This is a genomic window from Pseudonocardia sp. T1-2H, assembly GCF_038039215.1.
Taxonomy (GTDB): domain Bacteria; phylum Actinomycetota; class Actinomycetes; order Mycobacteriales; family Pseudonocardiaceae; genus Pseudonocardia.
On record NZ_JBBPCL010000001.1, the window covers coordinates 4,895,384 to 4,914,583 of the forward strand.

Genomic DNA, 19,200 nt, shown 5'->3' on the forward strand with positions numbered 1-19,200 from the left:
TGACGCCGAGCGCCTTCGTGATCCATGCCGCGAGCCTGCCGCGATGCGCGCCGGCGGCATGCAGGAACGCGACACCTATCCTGGATCGCGTGACGAGCACCGCCGTGACCCAGCTCGACCGGGCCCTCGAGGTCCTCTCCGGCCGACGGCTCGTCGCGCTGACCGGCGCGGGCATGAGCACGGACTCCGGCATCCCGGACTACCGCGGCCCGGGTTCGCCGCTGCGCCGCCCGATGACCTACGGCGAGTTCGTCTCCGGCGAGGTCGCGCAGCGCCGCTACTGGGCGCGCAGCCACGTGGGCTGGGCCCGGATGCGCCGCGCGGTGCCGAACGCGGGGCACCTCGCCCTGGCCGCGCTCGAACGCGCCGGGACGCTGCGCGGCCTGATCACCCAAAACGTCGACGGCCTGCACGACACCGCCGGGAGCCGGGAGCTGATCGACCTGCACGGCCGGATCGCGGACGTGGTCTGCCTGGGCTGCGGGCGGATCAGCCCGCGCGAGGTGCTGCAGGCGCGCCTCGCGGAGCTCAACCCGGGCTTCGTGGACTCGGCCGGCGCGGAGATCGAGACGGCCCCCGACGGCGACGTGCTGCTGGAGGCGACGGACGGCTTCCGCCTCGCCGCGTGCGAGGCCTGCGGCGGCGCTCTCAAGCCGGACGTCGTGTTCTTCGGCGAGAACGTGCCGAAGGAGCGGGTGGCGCGGGCCTACGCCATGGTCGACTCACTCGCCCCCGCCGACGGTGCGCTGCTCGTCGCCGGGTCCTCGTTGACCGTCATGTCCGGGCTGCGGTTCGTCAAGCGCGCCGCGAAGGCCGGCGTGCCCGTCGTGATCGTCAACCGTGGTGCGACCCGCGGGGACCCGCTCGCCACCGTGCTCGTCGAGGAAGGGTGTTCCGAGGTCCTGTCCACCCTGGCCGGTGTCGCACCCGGGCCGACGTACCGCGAACCGGCCGCCCCGGCGATCGGTCAGTGGCGGGACCTGGCGCCCTGACGGGAGCGGGCCACGGCCGCGAGACCGAGCCCGACCAGGCGATCCACCCCGGCCGCGGCGAGCCAGCACACCGGCAGCACCACCACGAGCGCGAGCAGCACCTGGAACGGGAACGCGAGCTGGGTCACCCACAGCTCCACCGCGTCCCACCAGTCCGCGACCGCCCGCCACACGGCCCATACGGTATCCGGCCGCGGTCCGGGCTAGATTCCGGGACTATGTTCGCCGTCTACGCCGCAGAGCCCAACGCCGACGCTCCGCTCGACTCGCTCACCGTCGGGGAGCGTCCCGATCCCGAGGTCCCCGAGGGCTGGGTCAAGGTCAACGTCAGTGCCGCCAGCCTCAACATGCACGACATCTGGACGCTGCGAGGCGTCGGGATCAAGCCCGAGCAGTTCCCGATGATCCTCGGCTGCGACGGCGCCGGGACGCTGGAGGACGGCACCGAGGTCGTCCTGCACTCGATCATCGGCGACCCGGACTGGACCGGGGACGAGACCCTCGACCCCAAGCGCACCCTGCTCACCGAGAAGTACCAGGGCGCCATGGCGGACACGATCGTCGTGCCCGCGCGCAACGCCGTGCCCAAGCCGGACGGGCTCACGGCCGTCCAGGCCTCCGTCATGGGCACCGCGTGGCTCACCGCCTACCGGATGCTGTTCACCAAGTCCGGCCTCAAGCCCGGCCAGACCATGCTGGTGCAGGGCGCCTCCGGTGGCGTGTCGACGGCGCTCGTGCAGCTGGGCAAGGCCGCCGGGATGCAGGTGTGGGTCACCGGCCGCAGCGAGGAGAAGCGCGCACTGGCCGAGAAGCTGGGCGCGCACCGGACGTTCGAGTCCGGGGCCCGGCTGCCCGGCAAGGTCGACGCCGTGTTCGAGTCCGTCGGGGACGCCACGTGGAAGCACTCCATGCGGGCGTTGCGCCCGGGCGGCGCGATCATCGTCTGTGGCTCGACGAGCGGCCCGAACCCGGGCGCGGACCTGCAGCGGCTGTTCTTCCTCCAGCTGCGCGTCGAGGGCTCCACGATGGGCACGCGCCAGGAGCTCGCCGACCTCCTGTCCTTCGTCGCCACCGCCGGGATCACCCCCGAGATCGGGCTCGAGGTACCCATGGAGCAGGCCGAGGAGGCCTTCCGGGCGATGCTGGACGGTGAGACTGCGGGCAAGATCGTTCTCACTCACTGAAACCGCACGCGCACAGGTATGGGGTGAGGTTCGGCCTTTTTCCTGCACAGAGCGGAAATCGGCCCAGGTTTTCAGTACAGTCGGTCACCGTGTCTGAACCAGCCAGTCGTCAGGCGCCGGGTCGCGGGGTTCCCCCGCTGATCCCGGCGCCGCGCGTACCCGGCCTCGTCGAGCTCCTCGACCGCGTGGAACGAGCCGTCGCCACGGCGCTCACCCCGGTCACCTCGGCAGAGGGAGTCAGCCGTGACGGCTGGCGGGTCCTGCTGATGCTCGCCCGCGGCGGTGGCCGCAGCATGGGTGAGATCGCCACACACACGGCGCTCCCCGCGCCGACCGCCACCCGCGTCGTCGACCGGTTGGTGGCCCAGCATCTGGCCTACCGCCAGGGCGACCCGGTGGACCGAAGACGGGTGCTCGTCCACCTGGCCGCGGACGGTCGGGCGGTGGTCGAGCGGGTCTGCGGGACGATCGAGCGTCGCGTGGGAACCGTCCTCGGCAACGCCCGGACCCCCCAACGAAGCCAGCTGGCCGATCTCCTCGAACAACTCGCGAAACCCGCCGACCAGCACGTCTGACTCCCCGCACCACCCCGGAAGCGTCTCCCCTTCCCCGCCGCGGGCAGCTTCCCGGTTCAACAGTGAGCCGCCGCGCTACTTCTTCGGCTTCTCCCCGGCCGCGTCCGTCGAGAGCGCTGCCACGAAGGCCTCCTGCGGGACGTCGACCCGGCCGATCGTCTTCATCCGCTTCTTGCCCTCCTTCTGCTTCTCCAGCAGCTTGCGCTTACGGCTGATGTCGCCGCCGTAGCACTTGGCGAGCACGTCCTTCCGGATCGCGCGGATGGTCTCGCGCGCGATGATCCGCGAACCGACGGCCGCCTGGATCGGCACCTCGAACTGCTGGCGCGGGATCAGCTCCCGCAGCTTCGCCGCCATCGACGTGCCGTAGCCGTACGCGTCGTCCTTGTGCCGGATCGCCGAGAACGCGTCCACCGGCTCGCCCTGCAGCATGATGTCGACCTTGACCAGGTCAGCCTCCTGCTCGCCGGCCTCCTCGTAGTCCAGGCTCGCGTAGCCGCGGGTGCGGGACTTCAGCGCGTCGAAGAAGTCGAAGATGATCTCGGCGAGCGGCATCGTGTACCGCAGCTCGACGCGCGTCTCGGACAGGTAGTCCATGCCGCCGAGCTGCCCGCGCCGGCTCTGGCACAGCTCCATGATCGCGCCGATGAACTCCGACGGCGCCAGGATGGTGACCTTCACGACCGGCTCGAAGATCTTCGCGACCTTGCCCGTCGGCCAGTCCGACGGGTTCGTCACGGTCATCTCGGTGCCGTCGTCCTTGATCACCCGGTAGACGACGTTGGGCGCGGTCGAGATCAGGTCCAGGCCCGCCTCGCGCTCCAGCCGGTCCCGGGTGATCTCCAGGTGCAGCAGGCCGAGGAAGCCGCAGCGGAAGCCGAAGCCCAGGGCCGCCGAGGTCTCCGGCTCGTAGGTGAGCGCCGCGTCGTTGAGCTGGAGCTTGTCCAGGGCCTCGCGCAGGTCCGGGTACTGCGACCCGTCCACCGGGTACAGCCCGGAGTAGACCATCGGGCGCGGCTCCCGGTAGCCGGTCAGCGGCTCGGTGGCCCCGTTGCGCAGGCTGGTGATCGTGTCACCGACCTTGGACTGGCGCACGTCCTTCACCCCGGTGATCAGGTAGCCGACCTCGCCGACGCCCAGGCCGCGCGACGGCTTCGGCTCCGGGGAGACGATCCCGACCTCGAGCAGCTCGTGCGTGGTGCCGGTGGACATCATCCGGATCTTCTCGCGCGGCGTGATCTTGCCGTCGACGACGCGGATGTAGGTGACGACGCCGCGGTAGGTGTCGTAGACCGAGTCGAAGATCATCGCGCGGGCCGGGGCGTCCGGGTCGCCGACCGGGGCGGGGACCTGGCGGACGACCTCGTCGAGCAGCTCGCGCACGCCCATCCCGGTCTTCGCGCTGACCCGCAGCACGTCGGAGGGCTCGCACCCGACGATGTGCGCGATCTCCGCGGCGTAGCGCTCCGGGTCCGCGGCCGGCAGGTCGATCTTGTTGAGGACCGGGATGATCGTGAGGTCCTTCTCCAGCGCCAGGTAGAGGTTCGCCAGCGTCTGGGCCTCGATTCCCTGTGCGGCGTCGACCAGAAGGATCGCGCCCTCACAGGCCTCGAGCGCCCGGGAGACCTCGTAGGTGAAGTCCACGTGGCCGGGGGTGTCGATCAGGTGCAGGACGTTCTCCTGCCCCTCCACCGTCCAGGGCAGCCGCACGTTCTGCGCCTTGATCGTGATGCCGCGCTCGCGCTCGATGTCCATCCGGTCGAGGTACTGCGCACGCATGTCGCGCTCGTCGACGACCCCGGTCATCTGCAGCATGCGGTCCGCCAGCGTCGACTTGCCGTGGTCGATGTGGGCGATGATGCAGAAGTTCCGGATCCGCTCCGGCGGGGTGAAGGTCTGGTCGGCGTACGAGCTCACTCAGTGATCCATTCAGCTACGGGGTCCCTCCATGGTCCCACGCCCACGGTGCACCCCGCGCACGCGGACCAGGTGTGAGCAGTCGCACCCCCGGGTACACGGCGCCATGACGAAACCGGCGGACCGGACCAGCTCTTTCGACGGCGCCTCGGGCGCCCCGGCTCCCCACTCCCCCACGGACACCGGGACGTCTCCCACCGACTCGCCGACTCCGGCGGGGCACTCGACCCACCCCGGCGCCGACTCGCTCGTCGGGCACCGCGTACGCAGCCGGGAGGGCAGCTCCCTCGGGCGGCTGACGCAGGTCCTCCCCGGCCCGGACGGCACGCCTGCCTGGGGTGTGGTGAAGCCGACCTTCGGCGGGAAGCGGATGATCCCGCTCGCCGGCGGCACACCGGGCGACGGGGCCGGCGAGCTGCATCTCCCCGTGGACCGGCGGGCCTTCCGCAGCGCGCCCACCGGCGGTTCGGACGACACCGTCGAGCTGGAGCGCCATTACGCCGGCCGCGGCGCCCTCACCGCCGCCCGCGCCCAGCAGTACGAGCGCTTCGGCGGCGTCAAGATCGGCAGCGCGTTCTTCGGCTGGATCGTCGCGGTCGGGCTGACGGTCATCCTCGCGGCGATCGCGACGGGCGTCGCGGCCCTCGTCGGCGCCGGGCCGGACCTGACGAACGCGGTGAACGGCAACGGGGTCAGCGCGGACGTGCAGACCGTCGGGCTGGTCGGCGGCATCGTCGCCGTCGCCGTCCTCTTCCTCTCCTACCTCGCCGGTGGCTACGTCGCCGGCCGGCTCGCCCGCTTCGACGGCGTCCGTAACGGCGTCGCGACCTGGGTGATCGGGTTCGTCGTCACGATCGCGGCGACGATCGGGACCGCAATCGCGGGCTCGCAGGCCGGGTTCGCCGCACGGCTGCCCGGGGTCGCGTTGCCGGAGAGCACCTTCACCGCCGGCGGGCTGGTCGCGCTGGCCGTCGCGGTCGTCGTCACGCTGGTCGGCGCCGTGCTCGGCGGGAAGGCCGGCGAGCGCTTCCACAACCGCGTGGACCGCGCGGGCGAGGCCGCCCTGTAGCCGGGCTCCCGCCCCGGCCCTCGGGACACGGCAGGACCGGGGCATCCCGCGGCCGAGCCCTGCGCCGGGCGGCCGGCGGGAGCACTCAGCCGAGCGCGAGCCGGGTGGCGAGCGTGACGATCAGCGCCGCCACCACGACGAGGAACACCTTGCGCACGAACGCCGAGCCCCGGCTCACCGCGAGCCGGGCGCCCAGGACGCTGCCGGTCAGGTTCGCGGCGGCCATCACCGCGCCGAGGCCGACCAGCACGGCGCCCGTGGGGAGGAAGAACGCGAGAGCCCCCAGGTTGGTCGCGGTGTTGACCACCTTCGCGGACGCCGAGGCCGTCAGGAACGCGAAGCCGACCAGACCGACCAGCAGGATCACCAGGAACGAGCCGGTGCCCGGGCCGGCCAGTCCGTCGTAGAACCCGATCGACGCGCCGCCGGCGACCATCACGGCGAGCTCCGCGCCCCGCCCGTACCGCGGGGTGTGCTCGACGCCGAGCGACGGGCGTCGCCACGTGTAGAGCCCGACGCCGACGAGCGCGACCAGCACCACGACCGTCAGGACCCGCGACGGCAGCGACGACGCGAGCAGCGCCCCGCCCAGCGAGCCGGCGAACGCGGCGGCCGCCATGGGGCCGGTGTGCGACCAGTCGATCCGCACGCGGCGCGCGTAGGTGATCGCCGCGGAGGCCGTTCCGACGACCGCGGCCAGCTTGTTCGTCGCCACGGAGAAGATCGCCTCGCCGCCGGGCAGGATCAGCAGCAGCACCGGCAGCTGGACCAGCCCGCCGCCCCCGACGATCGCGTCGACCGCGCCGGCGCAGAAGGCCGCGACGGCGAGCAGCAGCAGGGCCGCCAGGGTGACGTCGCCGAAGCCCGGCCAGCTCAGGGGGGCGGTGAGCACGGGGAACGACGCTACCCGGGCCTGCCCGACCGTCGGGGCGCGGTCCGCGCCGGCCGCTGCCGGGGCAGCGCCGGGCCGCTCCCGGTGGCCGTGACCGTCCCGGTGCACGAGCATCGGACCCGGCCCGCCGTCGTGCCCGTCCCGTTGCGCAGAACCTCCCGGAGGTCGCCATGGCCGTCACCCCGCTCCCGCCGCCCGACCGTGCCGAGGCGGCGCGCGCCGTGCTCCTCGCGAAGAAGCGCCTCGGCCTGCGCTGGGACGCGATCGCCGAGGCGGTGGGGAAGTCGACCGTGTGGACGACGTCCGCCCTGCTCGGCCAGCAGACCCTGACGCGGGAGCAGGCCGTGGCCGCCGGCAACCTCCTCGACCTGGAGGACGCCGAGGTCGACGCGCTGACGGATCCGCCGGTCCGCGGCGCCTCGGCCGTCGACACGACCGACCCGCTCGTCTACCGGCTCACCGAGGCCGTGCAGGTCTACGGGGCGACGATCTCCGAGCTCGTCCGCGAGGAGTTCGGCGACGGGATCGTCAGCGCCGTCGACTTCGAGATGGACCTCGAACGCGTCGAGGACCCGAAGGGCGACCGGGTGCGGATCACGCTGAACGGGAAGTTCCTGCCCTACCGCGTCTGGTGAGCCCTACAGGCTCGCCCAGAACCGGTTGAGGGCCTCGGCGCCGCGCTTCGGGTCCTCGGCCATCCACCAGTGCCCGAGCCCGTCGAGGCACTCGACCCGCGCTCCGGCACGGGCGGCGGCGCGGTGGCGCTGCTCCTCGGTGCCCACCCTGAAGTCCTCCGACGGCATGATCGCCAGCCCCGGTCGCTGCGCGGCCTTCTCCAGGTCCCGGCCGGCCTCGGCGAGCGCGGGCTGGGCCGCCGAGCGGTAGAGGCGCAGGATGCTCTGCGCCATCGCCTCGTCGAAGCCCGCGGCGACCCGGTCCGCCACCGCGGGCGCCATCCCGCGGTCGGCCAGGTTCGCGGCCCGCGCGGCGACCGGCGCCGCGGCCATCTGCGCCACGGCCTGCTCGCCGACCCCGGGCTGCTGCCAGACCTGGGCGAGGTCGTGCCAGACGTACTCGGGGTCGAAGACGCCGACGATGTCGCTCACCCAGCTGCGCAACAGGTCCGGCCGGGCCATGGCGACGTTCAGCACGTGCCCGCCGCCCCAGTCGTGCCCCACGAGATCGACCGGCCCCGCGTCGAGCGCCTCGATCTCGCCGATCAGCCAGTCCCGGTACTCGGGCATCGTGGCGCCGAAGCCCTCCGGCACCGGCGCACCGAAGCCCGGCGGGGACAGCCGGACGACCGGCGACGGCTCCAGCAGCGGGACCAGCAGGTCCCAGACGGCGGCGGTCTCGGGGTTCCCGTGGACGAGGACGACGGTCATGGGGGCACCGTAGCGACGCCGACCGACAGTCCGGAACGGCAGCGCACAGGTCAGGCCAGGCGGGTCATGTCGACGGTGACGTCCAGGGCCTCCGCGGACCCGCCCGAGTAGATGCCCTTGATCGGGGAGACGTCGTTGTAGTCCCGGCCAACCGCGACCCAGACGTGGCGCTCCCCGATCGGCATGTCGTTGGTCGGGTCGTAGCCCCACCAGCCGCCGGTGCGGGCCTCGATCCAGGCGTGGCTCTCCCCGCTGACCGTCTCGCCGACCGCGGTGTCCCTGCGCGGCAACAGGTATCCGGAGACGTAGCGCGACGGGACGCCCATCTCGCGCAGCAGCACCAGGGAGAGGTGCACGAAGTCCTGGCAGACGCCCTTCCCGGCCTGCAGGGCCTCCGGCGCGGAGGTGTGCACGCCCGTCGTCCCGGCCTGGTAGGTCATCTTCTCGTGCACCCACCGGCACGCGGCGTGCACGGCGTCGACGGGCTCGTGGGCGCCCTTGATGTCGCGGGCCACCTCGGTCAGCGCGGGGTCCTTGCTGACGTACTCGGTGAACTCGAGCATCTCGGTGTACCGGTCCCGGATCGCGACGCTCTCCAGGTCCTCCCAGGTGGCCTTGCGGACCGGCTCGACCTCGTCCCCGGTCTCCACCACCGAGGTGCCGGTGACCAGCAGCTCGGTGTGCGGCGCGTGCAGGTCGAACGCGGTGACCTGGCTGCCCCAGTAGTCCTCGTAGCGGTAGGACCGGGTGGCCGGCACGGTCTCGACGCGGTTGACGATCACGTTCTGGTGGCCGTCGCTGCGCGGGGTCAGCCGCACCTCGTTGTAGCTCTCGTGCACCGGCGCGTTGTACTGGTAGCCGGTCTCGTGCACGACCCTGATACGCCAACCCATCAGATCCGCCAGCCCATCACACGACCTCCGGTGCGGTCCACGCGACCCACGGGGCGGCGTGGAAGAACTGCAGGGACACGGCCTCGCCGACGTCCCGGATGGTCTCCTGCAGGCCCAGCAGCTGGGCGGGCAGGTCGTCGAGCAGCTCCTCCGGGCGGAGGAACTCCAGCTCGCTGCGGGCCCGGCCGAGCAGCCGCAAGGCCTCGGCGTTCGCGCCGACCCGGGCGGTGGGGCGATTGTCCAGCTGCTGCAGGCAGCTCTCCGCCTCCCGCAGCGAGTGGAACACCGACCGCGGGAACAGCCGGTCCATCAGCATGAACTGGACGACCCGGATGGCGTCGACGGCGCCGCGGTAGGTCCGCAGGTAGGTGTCCTGCGCGCCGGCGGAGCGCAGCACGAGCAGCCAGCCCGGGGAGCTCATCCGGTCCGAGACGCGGCTCATCAGCATCCGGACGATCATGTCGACCCGCTCGACGGAGCGGCCGAGCAGGTAGAAGCGCCAGCTGTCGTCGCGGCTCATCGTGGAGGCGGCGAGGCCCGAGAACATCGCGGCGCGGTCCTCCACGTAGGAGAAGAACGCGTGCGGACCCACCCAGCGGGCGTAGCGCTGCCGCTCCGGCAGCGCGTTCCACGTCGCGTTGAGGCACTCCCACATCTCCGAGGAGACCACCTCGCGCGCGCCCCGGGCGTTCTCCCGGGCGCTGGTCAGCGACGAGACGATCGAACCGGGCGACCCGTCGGCGTAGCCGACCGCCTCGGTCAGGGAGAAGGCGTCGAGCGGGGAGTCGGTGCCGGGCTCGATGCCGAGGACGCCGAGCAGCCGGCGGGCGGCCGCGTCGACGTCGATGGTGGCGTCCTCGAGGAGCTGGTGGACGGACACGTCGAGGATCCGGGCCGTGTCGTCGGCGCGCTCCACGTAGCGGCCGATCCAGTACAGCGACTCGGCGTTGCGGGCCAGCATCAGTGATCACGCCCCTGCTGTTGCTGTTGTTGCTGCTGCTGGCCGATCGTGAGCTCCGGGCCGTGCTCGGCCGCGGGGGCCTGCACGGGTCCGATCGCCGCGGCCAGGCCGGCCTGCCCGAGCTCGCGCTCGGCCTCCGGCGCCCGGTTCGGGGCCAGCACCCACGTGTCCTTGCTGCCGCCGCCCTGGCTGGAGTTGACCACGAGGCTGCCCTTCGGCAGCGCGACCCGGGTCAGGCCGCCGGGGAGCACGTAGACGTCCTCGCCGTCGTTGACCGCGAAGGGCCGCAGGTCGACGTGCCGCGGGACCAGCCGGTCCTCGACGCGGGTCGGGACGGTCGAGAGCTGGACGACGGGCTGGGCGATCCAGCCGCGCGGGTCCTCGCGGATCGCCTTGCGCGCGTCGCTCAGCTCCTTCTTCGAAGCGTCGGGGCCGAACAGGATCCCGTAGCCGCCGGAGCCCTCGACGGGCTTGAGCACCAGCTCGTCGAGCTGGTCGATGACGTGCCCGCGCTCCTCGTCGAGCCAGCACCGGAACGTCGCGACGTTCGGGATGACCGGCTTCTCGCCGAGGTAGTACTTGATCATGTCCGGGACGTAGGTGTAGACGAGCTTGTCGTCCCCCACGCCGTTGCCCACCGCGTTGGCGATCACGACGTTGCCGGCGCGGGCGGCGTTCATGATGCCGGCGACCCCGAGGACCGAGGTGGGCTTGAACTGCAGCGGGTCGAGGAAGTCGTCGTCGATGCGGCGGTAGACGACGTCGACGCGCTGCTCGCCCTCCGTCGTGCGCATGTAGACGACGTTGTCCCGGCAGAACAGGTCCCGGCCCTCGACGAGCTCGACGCCCATCTGCCGGGCCAGCAGCGAGTGCTCGAAGTAGGCGGAGTTGTAGACGCCGGGGGTCAGCACGACGACCGTCGGGTCCGCGACGTTCGGGGCGGCCGCGGCGCGCAGGGCGTGCAGCAGATGGGTGGAGTAGTCCCCACCGCCCGGACCCGCTGGCGGGTGAAGAGGTCCGGGAAGACGCGCGCCATGGTGCGGCGGTTCTCCATGACGTAGGAGACCCCCGACGGGTTGCGGAGGTTGTCCTCCAGCACCCGGAAGGTGCCCTCGGCGTCCCGGACCAGGTCGATCCCCGCGACGTGGATGCGGACGCCGTTGGGCGGGTTCAGCAGGTGCGCGGAGCGCTTGAAGTGCTCGCAGCTGGTGATCAGCCGGCGGGGGAGCACGCCGTCCCGGACGATCTGCGCGTCCCCGTAGACGTCGGCGAGGAAGGCCTCGAGGGCCTTCACCCTCTGCACGATGCCGCGCTGCAGCTTGTTCCACTCGGTCGAACTGATCACCCGGGGCACGATGTCCAGCGGGAACGGGCGCTCCTTGCCCGACAGGGAGAACGTGATGCCCTGGTCCAGGTAGGCCCGGTCCAGCGCCTCGGACCGCACGGTCAGGTCCGCCGCGGCGGTGGGGGCGATCGCGTCGTGCAGGGCGCGGTAGGGGCTGCGCACCGTGCCGTCGGCGTCGAACATCTCGTCGTACGCGTCCGGATGGGGCCGATCGGGCTCCAGGTAGCCGTCGAAGAGCGCAGACTCCGCCAGATCCGTGGTCCTGGTGCGGGCGACGCCGTTGCGGCGGGCGGGGGCGCCCCGGGAGGGTCTCGGTCTGCGATCCACTGCTCGGCTCACGAGGGTCATCTTGACCGTTCAGCGCAAGGTGGGCCATACGGACGCGTGCTACGAGCGAGTTACGGTCGGATCATCGGCCGATGCCCCCGTGACCTCCCGTCCCACATCTGGGCAGGGTGTTGCCGGCAGCGGGTCCGGGACGCCGACGGCCGTGTGTCAGGATGGGGTCGCCCCCGGCACCGCGGGAGTACCTGCACGCGGGAACGGGGCGGTGTGACCGTGCGTCTGGTGCGCTGTTAGCATGGTTGACCGAGTGCTCGGCGTGCTCGACCGGATTCCTATCACGTTCGGTGTCGCCTGGGCCCCCCGAACTGCAGGCATCTTCGACGACTCGAGGCAAAACGCGTGGCGAACATCAAGTCCCAGATCAAGCGGGTCAAGACCAACGAGAAGGCGCGTCAGCGCAACAAGGCGGTCAAGTCCTCCGTGAAGACGGCCGTCCGCCGCTTCCGTGAGGCCCTCGACGCCGGCGACGGCGAGAAGGCCCTAGAGCTGCAGAAGGCCGCGGCGAAGGCACTGGACAAGGCGGCCTCGAAGGGCGTCATCCACAAGAACCAGGCCGCGAACCGCAAGTCGGCGCTGGCCAAGCGCGCGAAGGCCGTCAGCGCCTGACGCACGCACTGCATCCGCCGAAGGCGCCATCCCCACCGGGATGGCGCCTTCGGTGCGTTCGGGGCCGCCGCCTCCCGCCACTTGAGTGGCTCGAGCGTCAGCCTGCGCTGCTCGAGCCACTCGAGCGGCGTGGTACCCGAGCAGGCCCGACGGTCGAACGGCAGGGGGTCAGTGGGGGTGGCGGGCCTCGACGATCGCCAGGACCGCACGCTCCAGGGCGTAGCCCGTGTCCGCGGCCGCGCCCTTCACGTCCGCGTTGACCTGCGCCGTCGCCGCGATCGCCACCGCGAGGCCCTCCGGCCGCCACGCTCGGACCTGTCCCTGGGCCTTGCGGACCTTCCAGGGCGGCATCCCGAGCGCACCGGCGAGCCGGTTGGGGTCCCCGCGCCCCGCGGCCCCGACCTTCGCCAGCGTGCGGACCGCGTCCGCCAGGGCGTCCGCCACCAGGACCGGGGCGACACCGAGCACGAGCGCCCAGCGCAGCGCCTCCAGCGCCCCCGTCCGGTCCCCGGCCACCGCCTTGTCCGCCACCGCGAAGCCGGAGGACTCGGCGCGGCCGCGGTGGTAGCGCCGGACGGCGTGCACGTCGATCGAACCACCGGTGTCCGCGACGAGCTGGCCGGTAGCCGCGGCGAGTTCCCGCAGGTCCGAGCCGACCGCCTCCAGCAGGGCCGCGACCGCGTCCCCGCTGATCGACCCGCCCGCGCGCCGGACCTCGGACCGGACGAAGTCCGCGCGGGCCTCGGCGCGGGTGATCCGGTCGCAGGTGGTGACGTTCGCGCCGCGTTTGCGCAGCTCGTCCGCCAAGGCCTTGCCCCGGGCCCCGCCGGCGTGCAGCGCGACCAGCACGATGCCGTCGGCCGGTTCGGCCGCATAGGAGGTGATCGCGGCGGCCATCTCCTTGTTCGCCTCCTGCGCGGCCTGGACGACGACCACGCGTCCCTCGGCGAACAGCGACGGGCTGAGGTATCCCGCGAGCTTCCCCGGAGTGATCTCGGAGGCGCGAAACCGGCGGATCTCCGCTTCGGGGTCCACGGCCCGGGCGGCGCGGAGCACGTCGATCACCGCGCGCTCGACCAGCAGTTCCTCCTCGCCCACGATCAGCTGCACGGGGGCGGGCGGCCGGGTGCGCGGAGAGGCTGCGGAGCTCACCCCTCCATCGTGGCCCACCGGGCCGGTGGATCGTGACCCGCCTCCCACATGCGGGACTCCGGCTTTCGCAGACCGAAACCCGTGCCGTAACGTCTCGGTCATCCACGTGGCGAGGTTCGCCTTGCCCGGTGGCACAACTGCATATGGCTCATCCAGAGGGGTAGAGGGAACGGCCCGTTGAAGCCCCGGCAACCGGCGTCGAGCGACGATCCGCGCGAACACATCCGTGTCCGCTCGTCGACGAACCAGGTGCCAATTCCGGCCCGCGAACCACGCGGGACAGATGAGGAGATCTCGTGACTCTCACTGCTGACATCCCTGCCGGCACGTCGTACGACCTCGGCCCCGCCCGCGCGCTCTCGTGTCGCGAGTGCGGCCACCAGATCCCGCTGGCCGCGGAGTTCGCGTGCCCCCGGTGTTTCGGCCCGCTCGAGGTGGCCTACGACTTCCCGGCCATCACCCGCGAGGCCATCGAGGCCGGCCCGAAGTCGATCTGGCGCTACAAGGACCTGCTCCCGGTCCCGACGAACGTGCAGACGTTCCCGAATACCGAGCCCGGCCTGACCCGGCTGATCCAGGCGGACCGGCTCGCCGCCGAGCTCGGCGTCCGCAAGCTGTGGGTGAAGGACGACACCGGCAACCCGACGCACTCGTTCAAGGACCGCGTCGTCGCCGTCGCCCTCGCCGCCGCCCGCGAGCTCGGCTTCAAGGTCCTGTGCTGCCCCTCCACCGGCAACCTGGCCAACGCCGTCGCCGCGGCCGCCGCCCGCGCCGGCTGGGACTCGGTCGTGCTGATCCCCTCCTCGCTGGAGCAGGCGAAGATCACCACCACCGCGGTCTACGGCGGCACGCTGCTCGCCGTCGACGGCAACTACGACGACGTGAACCGCCTCGCCACGGAGCTGGCCGCGGAGCACGAGGAGTGGGCGTTCGTGAACGTGAACGTCCGCCCGTACTACGCCGAGGGCTCGAAGACCCTGGGCTACGAGGTCGCCGAGCAGCTCGGCTGGCGGCTGCCCCGGCAGATCGTCGTGCCGGTCGCTTCCGGCTCGCAGCTCACCAAGGTGGACAAGGGCTTCGCCGAGTTCGTGAAGCTCGGCCTGGTCGAGGACACCCCCTACACGATCTTCGGCGCGCAGGCGACGGGCTGCTCGCCCGTCGCCGCGGCTTTCGAGAACGGGCACGACGTGGTCCAGCCGGTCAAGCCGGACACCATCGCCCGCTCGCTCGCCATCGGCAACCCGGCCGACGGCCCCTACGTGCTGGACTCGGTGCGGCGCACCGGCGGCGCCGTCGGGCACGTGACCGACGAGGAGGTCGTCGAGGGCATCCGGCTGCTCGCCCGCACCGAGGGCGTCTTCGCCGAGACCGCCGGTGGCGTCACCGTGGCGACGGCGAAGAAGCTCATCGAGGCCGGGCTCATCGACCCGGACGCCGAGACCGTCCTGCTGATCACCGGCGACGGCCTCAAGACCCTCGACGCGGTCTCCGGCCAGGTCGGCCCGACCGCGACCGTCCCGTCCACCAGCAAAGCCGTGCGCGAGGCTCTTTCCTTCCTCGACGACTGAACCCGCCCGGACCTTGTGCCCGCCCGGACCCGGAGCCCGCTCCGAGCCCGGGGCGGGCCGCATCCGCGGGGGCGGGCAGCGGGCTGCCCCGCGTCGAGCTCCGGTCCCGCCACCGTGCGATCTCAGCCTCTCAGCCGGCGTTCGCGTCAGGCGGGTCGGCTCCGTCCGGGATGCGACCCCAGAAGCACCGTCGCATCTCGGCGTACGGGCCCCGAACCGTCGGCCGATAGGGGGATCGAACCCTCGACGGTGGTACCGGCTCCCGGCCTGGAACGGATCTCCAGCCGACCACCGACCGCGCCCATCCGGGCCAGCACGTTGCGCAGCCCGCGGCCCGGCGACCCCGGCTCTGCCCCGAGGTCGTATCCCGGCCCGTCGTCGCGCACGGTGAAGCACAGCCACTCGGCGGCCTCCGCCAGGCGCACCGCCACGGCCGCGCCAGGCGCATGCTTGTGAGCATTGCTGACCGACTCCAGGCAGCAGAAGTACACGGCGGCCTCGACGTCGGCCGGGAATCGGCGGTCGGCGACGAGGCCGCCGAAGTCCAGGGTGACCGGCGGGTGCCCACCCGACAGCTCCAGCTCCAGCGCCGCTGCCAGACCCCGTTCGGACAGCAGCAGGGTCGACACCCCGGTCACGGTGTCGGCGAGCACCGCCTCCACCGTCTCGATCTGCCCGGGCATGTCGTCGAGCTGGTTCCGGGCCTGGTCGAACTGCGCAGTGGCGACCTGGTGCTGGACCAGGCCGAGGGCGAGACGCAGGGACACCAGACGGTGCTGGGCGCCGTCGTGCAGGTCACGCTCGATCCGCCGTCGTTCACTGTCCATCTCCGCAACCGCCCGGCGCCGCGACACCGCGATGTCCTCGGCGTGCGCCACCGCGGTCCGGAGCTGGCGCTCCAGCTCGAATCCGGCCCGGCTCGCCTGTACCACCACACCCAGGCTGTCAGCCATGTTCATCATCAGGCGACGTCGTTCCGCGTACATGCCGACGACTGCCCCGCGGTCCACGGCGATCGACCCGATGCGCTCCTCGCCGTGACACACGGGCACCTCGACCAGATCCTCGGTGCCCGGGTCGGTGCCGTCCTCGGTCCATGAGTAGCTGCGGTCGGGCAGTCCGGGCCGGACGACGCTCAGTCTGCAGCTGGCTGCCCCCAGGCTTCGTGCGATGGCCTCGGCGACTCGTGCCAGATCCGGAGCATCCCTCGGGGTGAGGCGCGACAGTGCCGCGAGGCCGGCGAGCACGCTGTAGGGCGTCGGCCGGGTCCCGTAGAGCAGCCGGTCGACCAGCCGCTCGGCGCGCATGTGTACGGGTAGGAACGACAGCGCTTCCAGCGCCGTGGCGAGCACCGTGACCAGAACGAAACCGCCCAGGACACCGGAGACGATCGAGGCGACGAGTATCCCCTCGACGACCACGAAGCCGCCGCCGACCAGCGCCACCACCAGCGTCGTGGTCAGCGCCAGGCTCAGCACCTGCTCGGTGTTCCACAACCCCGTCCGCCGCGTCGCGACCAGCACGGCTGCGGCGATCGCCGCCGATGCGAAGCGGGCGAACCAGAACAGCAGCGCGGTCGGCTCCCCGCTCCCGCCGCTGCCACGTGGCGTCGGATCGACGATTGTCGCGGGGGGCCAATACACCCCGGGAAACGCAACGCCAGCAGCGTGACCAATCCCAGTGCGGCCGCGATGGCGAGCACGGCCGCCAGCACCGTGAACAGCATCCGGGCCTGGCTGCGCTGCTCCATGGTCGTGCCGGGGCGGATCTGCCGCCGCGTCAGCGCGGCCAGCACGACCACCGGGACGAGAAACCCGAAGAACAGCACGGTGCCGATGCTCTCCGGGATGAGCCCGGCCCCCTCGCCGACCAGCATCAGAGCACTGACTCCCACGGCGATCAGGATCTTGCGCAATTCAGAACCCGGGCGCAGGAGCCGACCCCAGGGGAAGAGCAGCAGCCCCAGGAGATAGCTCGCGTAGGCCACGCCGCTCAGCAGAACCTGGGGCAGATTCCCTACGGGCAGGGCTCCCGCAGCCTGCACCGCGACCGCCCCGGCGTTCGCCTGCAGGTTGAACGCGCCCGCCGAGGCGACCATCGCGATCGTCAGCAGCCGGATGGGCCATTCCTGTGCGCGCGAGGCCAGCAGCATCGCGGCGATGGTCAAGTTGAGCGCACTGAACGCGTAGTCCAGCGCGGCTTGGGAGAGCGACTCGCAGCTCCGCTCCGCCTCGAGCAGCCCGCGCGCCCAGAAGTGGCCCTGCGCCCCAACTTCCAGTGCCGCTTTGATACCCGGTGCGGTATCCGCGGCCACCACCACCGCACCCAGAACGAGCGAGCCGACCGAGAGGACACCGGAGATCCCCAACAGCACGGCGAAGCCCACAGTGGCCGGCCGGGACCAGCTACGCCCCCTCATCGCACCTCCGCCACGACGGTGCTCGACTCGACGAGCGGGGGCTCGAGCCGGTCGGGCAGCCAGGCCCGCACGATGACCATCCGGCCCGGTGCTGCCCCACGGGGGGTCGCGACGTCGGAGCCCGGTTCGCATGCTGCCCCCTCGGCCTCGACTGCCGGCTCGTCGGTCAGGTCGAGGTCTCCACCCAGGGCCTCGAGCCGCTCCGTGTCGCCGGCGAGTGCGTCACGCAGTTGCTCCACAGCGACGGCGGGTGCGGCGTCCTCGATCTGCACGCTCAACCGGCCCGGGGTCTGTTCGAAGTGCACCAGCAACTCGCGCTCGGCTGGCCGGCCGGCCAGTTTCTGCACCGCGCAGGCCGCGACGTAGTAGATTCCGGACTCGATCTCCCAGGCCAGCCGTCGAGTGAGGTCGCCGGTCAGCCGCACCGGCCGCGGCAGGTCCGCGGCCAGCTCGTCGAGCGCCGCCACCGGTCCCTGCTCGCGCAGCACCGCCGGGTACACCCCACGAGCAATCACGCGGAACCGGTCGGTCAGGTCGTCCAGCCCGACGCGGGCCCGCTCCAGGGCATCTTTCACCCTGTCCGCCCGTTCCCGCCCGGGGTCGAGGTCCGCCCGCGCCTCGAGCACCTCGGTCCGTAGCGCCGCGAGCCGATCCGTCGTCGCGTGACCGAGCTCTGTGATCAAGCGGCGGCGTTCGACCTCGCGCGCCCGGGCGAGCCGCTGTCTGGACGCCTCGAGATCGGCAGCGAGACCATCGACCCGGCGGATCCGCTCCGCCACCTCGGCGTTGAGCGCGACGCAGCGCAGCAGTAACCCGGCGCCGTTCGCCATGTCCTGCACCAGCCGGTGGTCCTCCGGCGTGATCCCTGCGTCCGGCTTCTCGACGGCCAGCGCCGCGCGCAGCACCGTCCCCTCGAGTACCGGGACCACACAGCCGGTGCCCGTTCGGTCGAGCAGGACGGCGAGGTTCTCGATGGTCGGCGGTCCCGCGCCTTCGGGCGGCTGGGTGGCCGCGCTGTGCAGTTGGTCGCCGACGGCGAGCCACACCGCGGTCCGGCTGGCCCCGGTACCGTCCGCCAGCACCTTTGCGAGGCCGGGGAGAGCCTCCTCCAGGGAGGCTGCTCGCATCTGCGTCGCGGCCGCCGCCAGGGCCGAGTACGGGCTCACCTCACGGTGGTGGGTCAAATGGCCGATCAGCCGGTCGATCCGCGGCCGCAGCACACCGAGCCCGACCACGCACACTGCCGCAGCCACGAAGGGCAGCAGTACGGCGAAGGGCCCGAGTACCGGCGACTTCCGGAGCACCTCGCTGCCGATCCGCACCACGCAGATCAGGACCGCAGCGACGCAGATACTGATCAGCAACGGCCGCGCGAGCTGCGCCACGATCGTCCGGTTCATTCCGCACCACCGGTCCCACCCGGATCCCCCGTCGGCTGGTAAGGGGACACCCTAGGCCTCCTGTCGGACGGTGCCAAGGACGCCGCACACTGCAATCACTTCGGTTCCTCGCAGTGAAGCTGCCTCCACGAAGACGAATCCCCGCCATTCCCGGCAACGAACAAAGGCTGGAGTGGATTCAATCAAGCGCCTGCGAAAAGGGGAGCCGGAGCGAGCGGCCCAAGATGCGGCAACCCCTCCTCCGGAGGCACGAGCAAGGCATCCGTGCCCGGAAGTCGAACAGCGGAAACCGTCGACGCTTTATGACGAAATTCGCCTCGAAAACCGTCATCCTGTGTTCGATTTCGTCGACGACGTTACGTACACGGCGTAGCCGAGTACGGGGATACCGTTGCCGGAGCCGGCGTGACCGAGAGAAGCTGTGTGAGGCGCTGGCGTGGGTGGTCATGGGGAGCGAACGCGTCCCCGGGCGGTGCGGTACGGGGTTGTGCCGGGGC

17 protein-coding genes, 1 pseudogene and 1 riboswitch are annotated in these 19,200 nt (G+C 71.9%); of the genes and pseudogenes, 7 read left to right on the plus strand and 11 right to left on the minus strand.

The annotated features are described in order from the left end of the window. The first annotated feature begins 89 nt into the window (after positions 1 to 89). Positions 90 to 992: an NAD-dependent protein deacetylase gene (locus WBK50_RS24170; protein WP_341337798.1), complete on the plus strand. Its 903-nt coding sequence runs from the start codon at positions 90 to 92 to the stop codon at positions 990 to 992. Here the strand turns inward: WBK50_RS24170 and WBK50_RS24175 are convergent. Then, the gene (locus tag WBK50_RS24175; RefSeq protein WP_341337799.1) at positions 968 to 1,165 is read right to left on the minus strand and encodes a hypothetical protein; all 198 of its coding nucleotides are present in this window, start codon (positions 1,163 to 1,165) and stop codon (positions 968 to 970) included. The two genes, WBK50_RS24170 and WBK50_RS24175, sit on opposite strands and share 25 nt — an antisense overlap. 45 nt (positions 1,166 to 1,210) lie before the next feature. On the opposite strand from WBK50_RS24175, the gene WBK50_RS24180 reads away from it, so the two are divergent. Further along, positions 1,211 to 2,176 carry a zinc-binding dehydrogenase gene (locus WBK50_RS24180; RefSeq protein WP_341337800.1) on the plus strand — a complete coding sequence of 322 codons (966 nt, stop codon included), beginning with the start codon at positions 1,211 to 1,213 and terminating at the stop codon, positions 2,174 to 2,176. Between the two features lie 89 nt (positions 2,177 to 2,265). Further along, on the plus strand, positions 2,266 to 2,751 hold the full coding sequence (locus tag WBK50_RS24185; protein ID WP_341337801.1) for a MarR family winged helix-turn-helix transcriptional regulator: 486 nt from the start codon (positions 2,266 to 2,268) through the stop codon (positions 2,749 to 2,751). Between the two features lie 75 nt (positions 2,752 to 2,826). On the opposite strand, the gene lepA is transcribed toward WBK50_RS24185, so the two are convergent. Next, positions 2,827 to 4,668 (minus strand): translation elongation factor 4, encoded by a 1,842-nt coding sequence (gene lepA, locus WBK50_RS24190; RefSeq protein WP_341337802.1) that lies wholly within the window; start codon positions 4,666 to 4,668, stop codon positions 2,827 to 2,829. A gap of 106 nt (positions 4,669 to 4,774) precedes the next feature. Between lepA and WBK50_RS24195 the strand changes: the two genes are divergently transcribed. Further along, a complete protein-coding gene (locus WBK50_RS24195; RefSeq protein ID WP_341337803.1) occupies positions 4,775 to 5,737 on the plus strand; it encodes a hypothetical protein in 963 nt (320 codons plus the stop codon). Positions 5,738 to 5,822: 85 nt separating this feature from the next. Here the strand turns inward: WBK50_RS24195 and WBK50_RS24200 are convergent, their stop codons facing one another. Then, a complete protein-coding gene (locus tag WBK50_RS24200) occupies positions 5,823 to 6,629 on the minus strand; it encodes a TSUP family transporter (RefSeq protein ID WP_341337804.1) in 807 nt (268 codons plus the stop codon). 170 nt (positions 6,630 to 6,799) lie between these two features. On the opposite strand from WBK50_RS24200, the gene cynS reads away from it, so the two are divergent. Next, on the plus strand, positions 6,800 to 7,264 hold the full coding sequence (cynS, locus tag WBK50_RS24205) for a cyanase (RefSeq protein WP_341337805.1): 465 nt from the start codon (positions 6,800 to 6,802) through the stop codon (positions 7,262 to 7,264). A gap of 3 nt (positions 7,265 to 7,267) precedes the next feature. On the opposite strand, the gene WBK50_RS24210 is transcribed toward cynS, so the two are convergent. The 4 genes and pseudogenes from WBK50_RS24210 to WBK50_RS24225 all read right to left on the minus strand — a co-directional run bounded on the left by WBK50_RS24210 (position 7,268) and on the right by WBK50_RS24225 (position 11,589). Beyond that, entirely contained in the window at positions 7,268 to 8,014 is a 747-nt protein-coding gene (locus WBK50_RS24210; RefSeq protein WP_341337806.1) for an alpha/beta fold hydrolase, read from the minus strand. A 50-nt stretch (positions 8,015 to 8,064) separates the two neighbouring features. Continuing rightward, positions 8,065 to 8,907 carry a transglutaminase family protein gene (locus WBK50_RS24215; RefSeq protein ID WP_341337807.1) on the minus strand — a complete coding sequence of 281 codons (843 nt, stop codon included), beginning with the start codon at positions 8,905 to 8,907 and terminating at the stop codon, positions 8,065 to 8,067. Positions 8,908 to 8,923: 16 nt separating this feature from the next. Next, positions 8,924 to 9,868: an alpha-E domain-containing protein gene (locus WBK50_RS24220; RefSeq protein ID WP_341337808.1), complete on the minus strand. Its 945-nt coding sequence runs from the start codon at positions 9,866 to 9,868 to the stop codon at positions 8,924 to 8,926. Further along, positions 9,868 to 11,589: pseudogene (locus WBK50_RS24225) on the minus strand (circularly permuted type 2 ATP-grasp protein). The gene WBK50_RS24220 and the pseudogene WBK50_RS24225 overlap by 1 nt, the downstream one beginning before the upstream one ends. Positions 11,590 to 11,897: 308 nt before the next feature. On the opposite strand from WBK50_RS24225, the gene rpsT reads away from it, so the two are divergent. Continuing rightward, positions 11,898 to 12,164, plus strand: a complete 267-nt coding sequence (gene rpsT, locus WBK50_RS24230; protein WP_341337809.1) for a 30S ribosomal protein S20 — start codon at positions 11,898 to 11,900, stop codon at positions 12,162 to 12,164. A gap of 168 nt (positions 12,165 to 12,332) precedes the next feature. On the opposite strand, the gene holA is transcribed toward rpsT, so the two are convergent. After that, positions 12,333 to 13,316, minus strand: a complete 984-nt coding sequence (gene holA, locus WBK50_RS24235) for a DNA polymerase III subunit delta (RefSeq protein ID WP_341337810.1) — start codon at positions 13,314 to 13,316, stop codon at positions 12,333 to 12,335. Positions 13,317 to 13,461: 145 nt separating this feature from the next. After that, positions 13,462 to 13,606: riboswitch (SAM riboswitch) on the plus strand. A gap of 6 nt (positions 13,607 to 13,612) precedes the next feature. On the opposite strand from holA, the gene thrC reads away from it, so the two are divergent. Further along, positions 13,613 to 14,884, plus strand: a complete 1,272-nt coding sequence (thrC, locus tag WBK50_RS24240; RefSeq protein ID WP_341337811.1) for a threonine synthase — start codon at positions 13,613 to 13,615, stop codon at positions 14,882 to 14,884. A 146-nt stretch (positions 14,885 to 15,030) separates the two neighbouring features. Here the strand turns inward: thrC and WBK50_RS24245 are convergent, their stop codons facing one another. From WBK50_RS24245 to WBK50_RS24255, 3 genes are read right to left on the minus strand one after another with little or no spacing between them, the layout of a single operon-like run. After that, entirely contained in the window at positions 15,031 to 16,407 is a 1,377-nt protein-coding gene (locus WBK50_RS24245; protein WP_341337812.1) for a sensor histidine kinase, read from the minus strand. Next, on the minus strand, positions 16,356 to 17,258 hold the full coding sequence (locus WBK50_RS24250; RefSeq protein ID WP_341337813.1) for a hypothetical protein: 903 nt from the start codon (positions 17,256 to 17,258) through the stop codon (positions 16,356 to 16,358). Before WBK50_RS24250 ends, WBK50_RS24245 begins: the two co-directional genes overlap by 52 nt. A gap of 41 nt (positions 17,259 to 17,299) precedes the next feature. Next, on the minus strand, positions 17,300 to 18,703 hold the full coding sequence (locus WBK50_RS24255) for a hypothetical protein (protein WP_341337814.1): 1,404 nt from the start codon (positions 18,701 to 18,703) through the stop codon (positions 17,300 to 17,302). Positions 18,704 to 19,200: the final 497 nt, after the last annotated feature.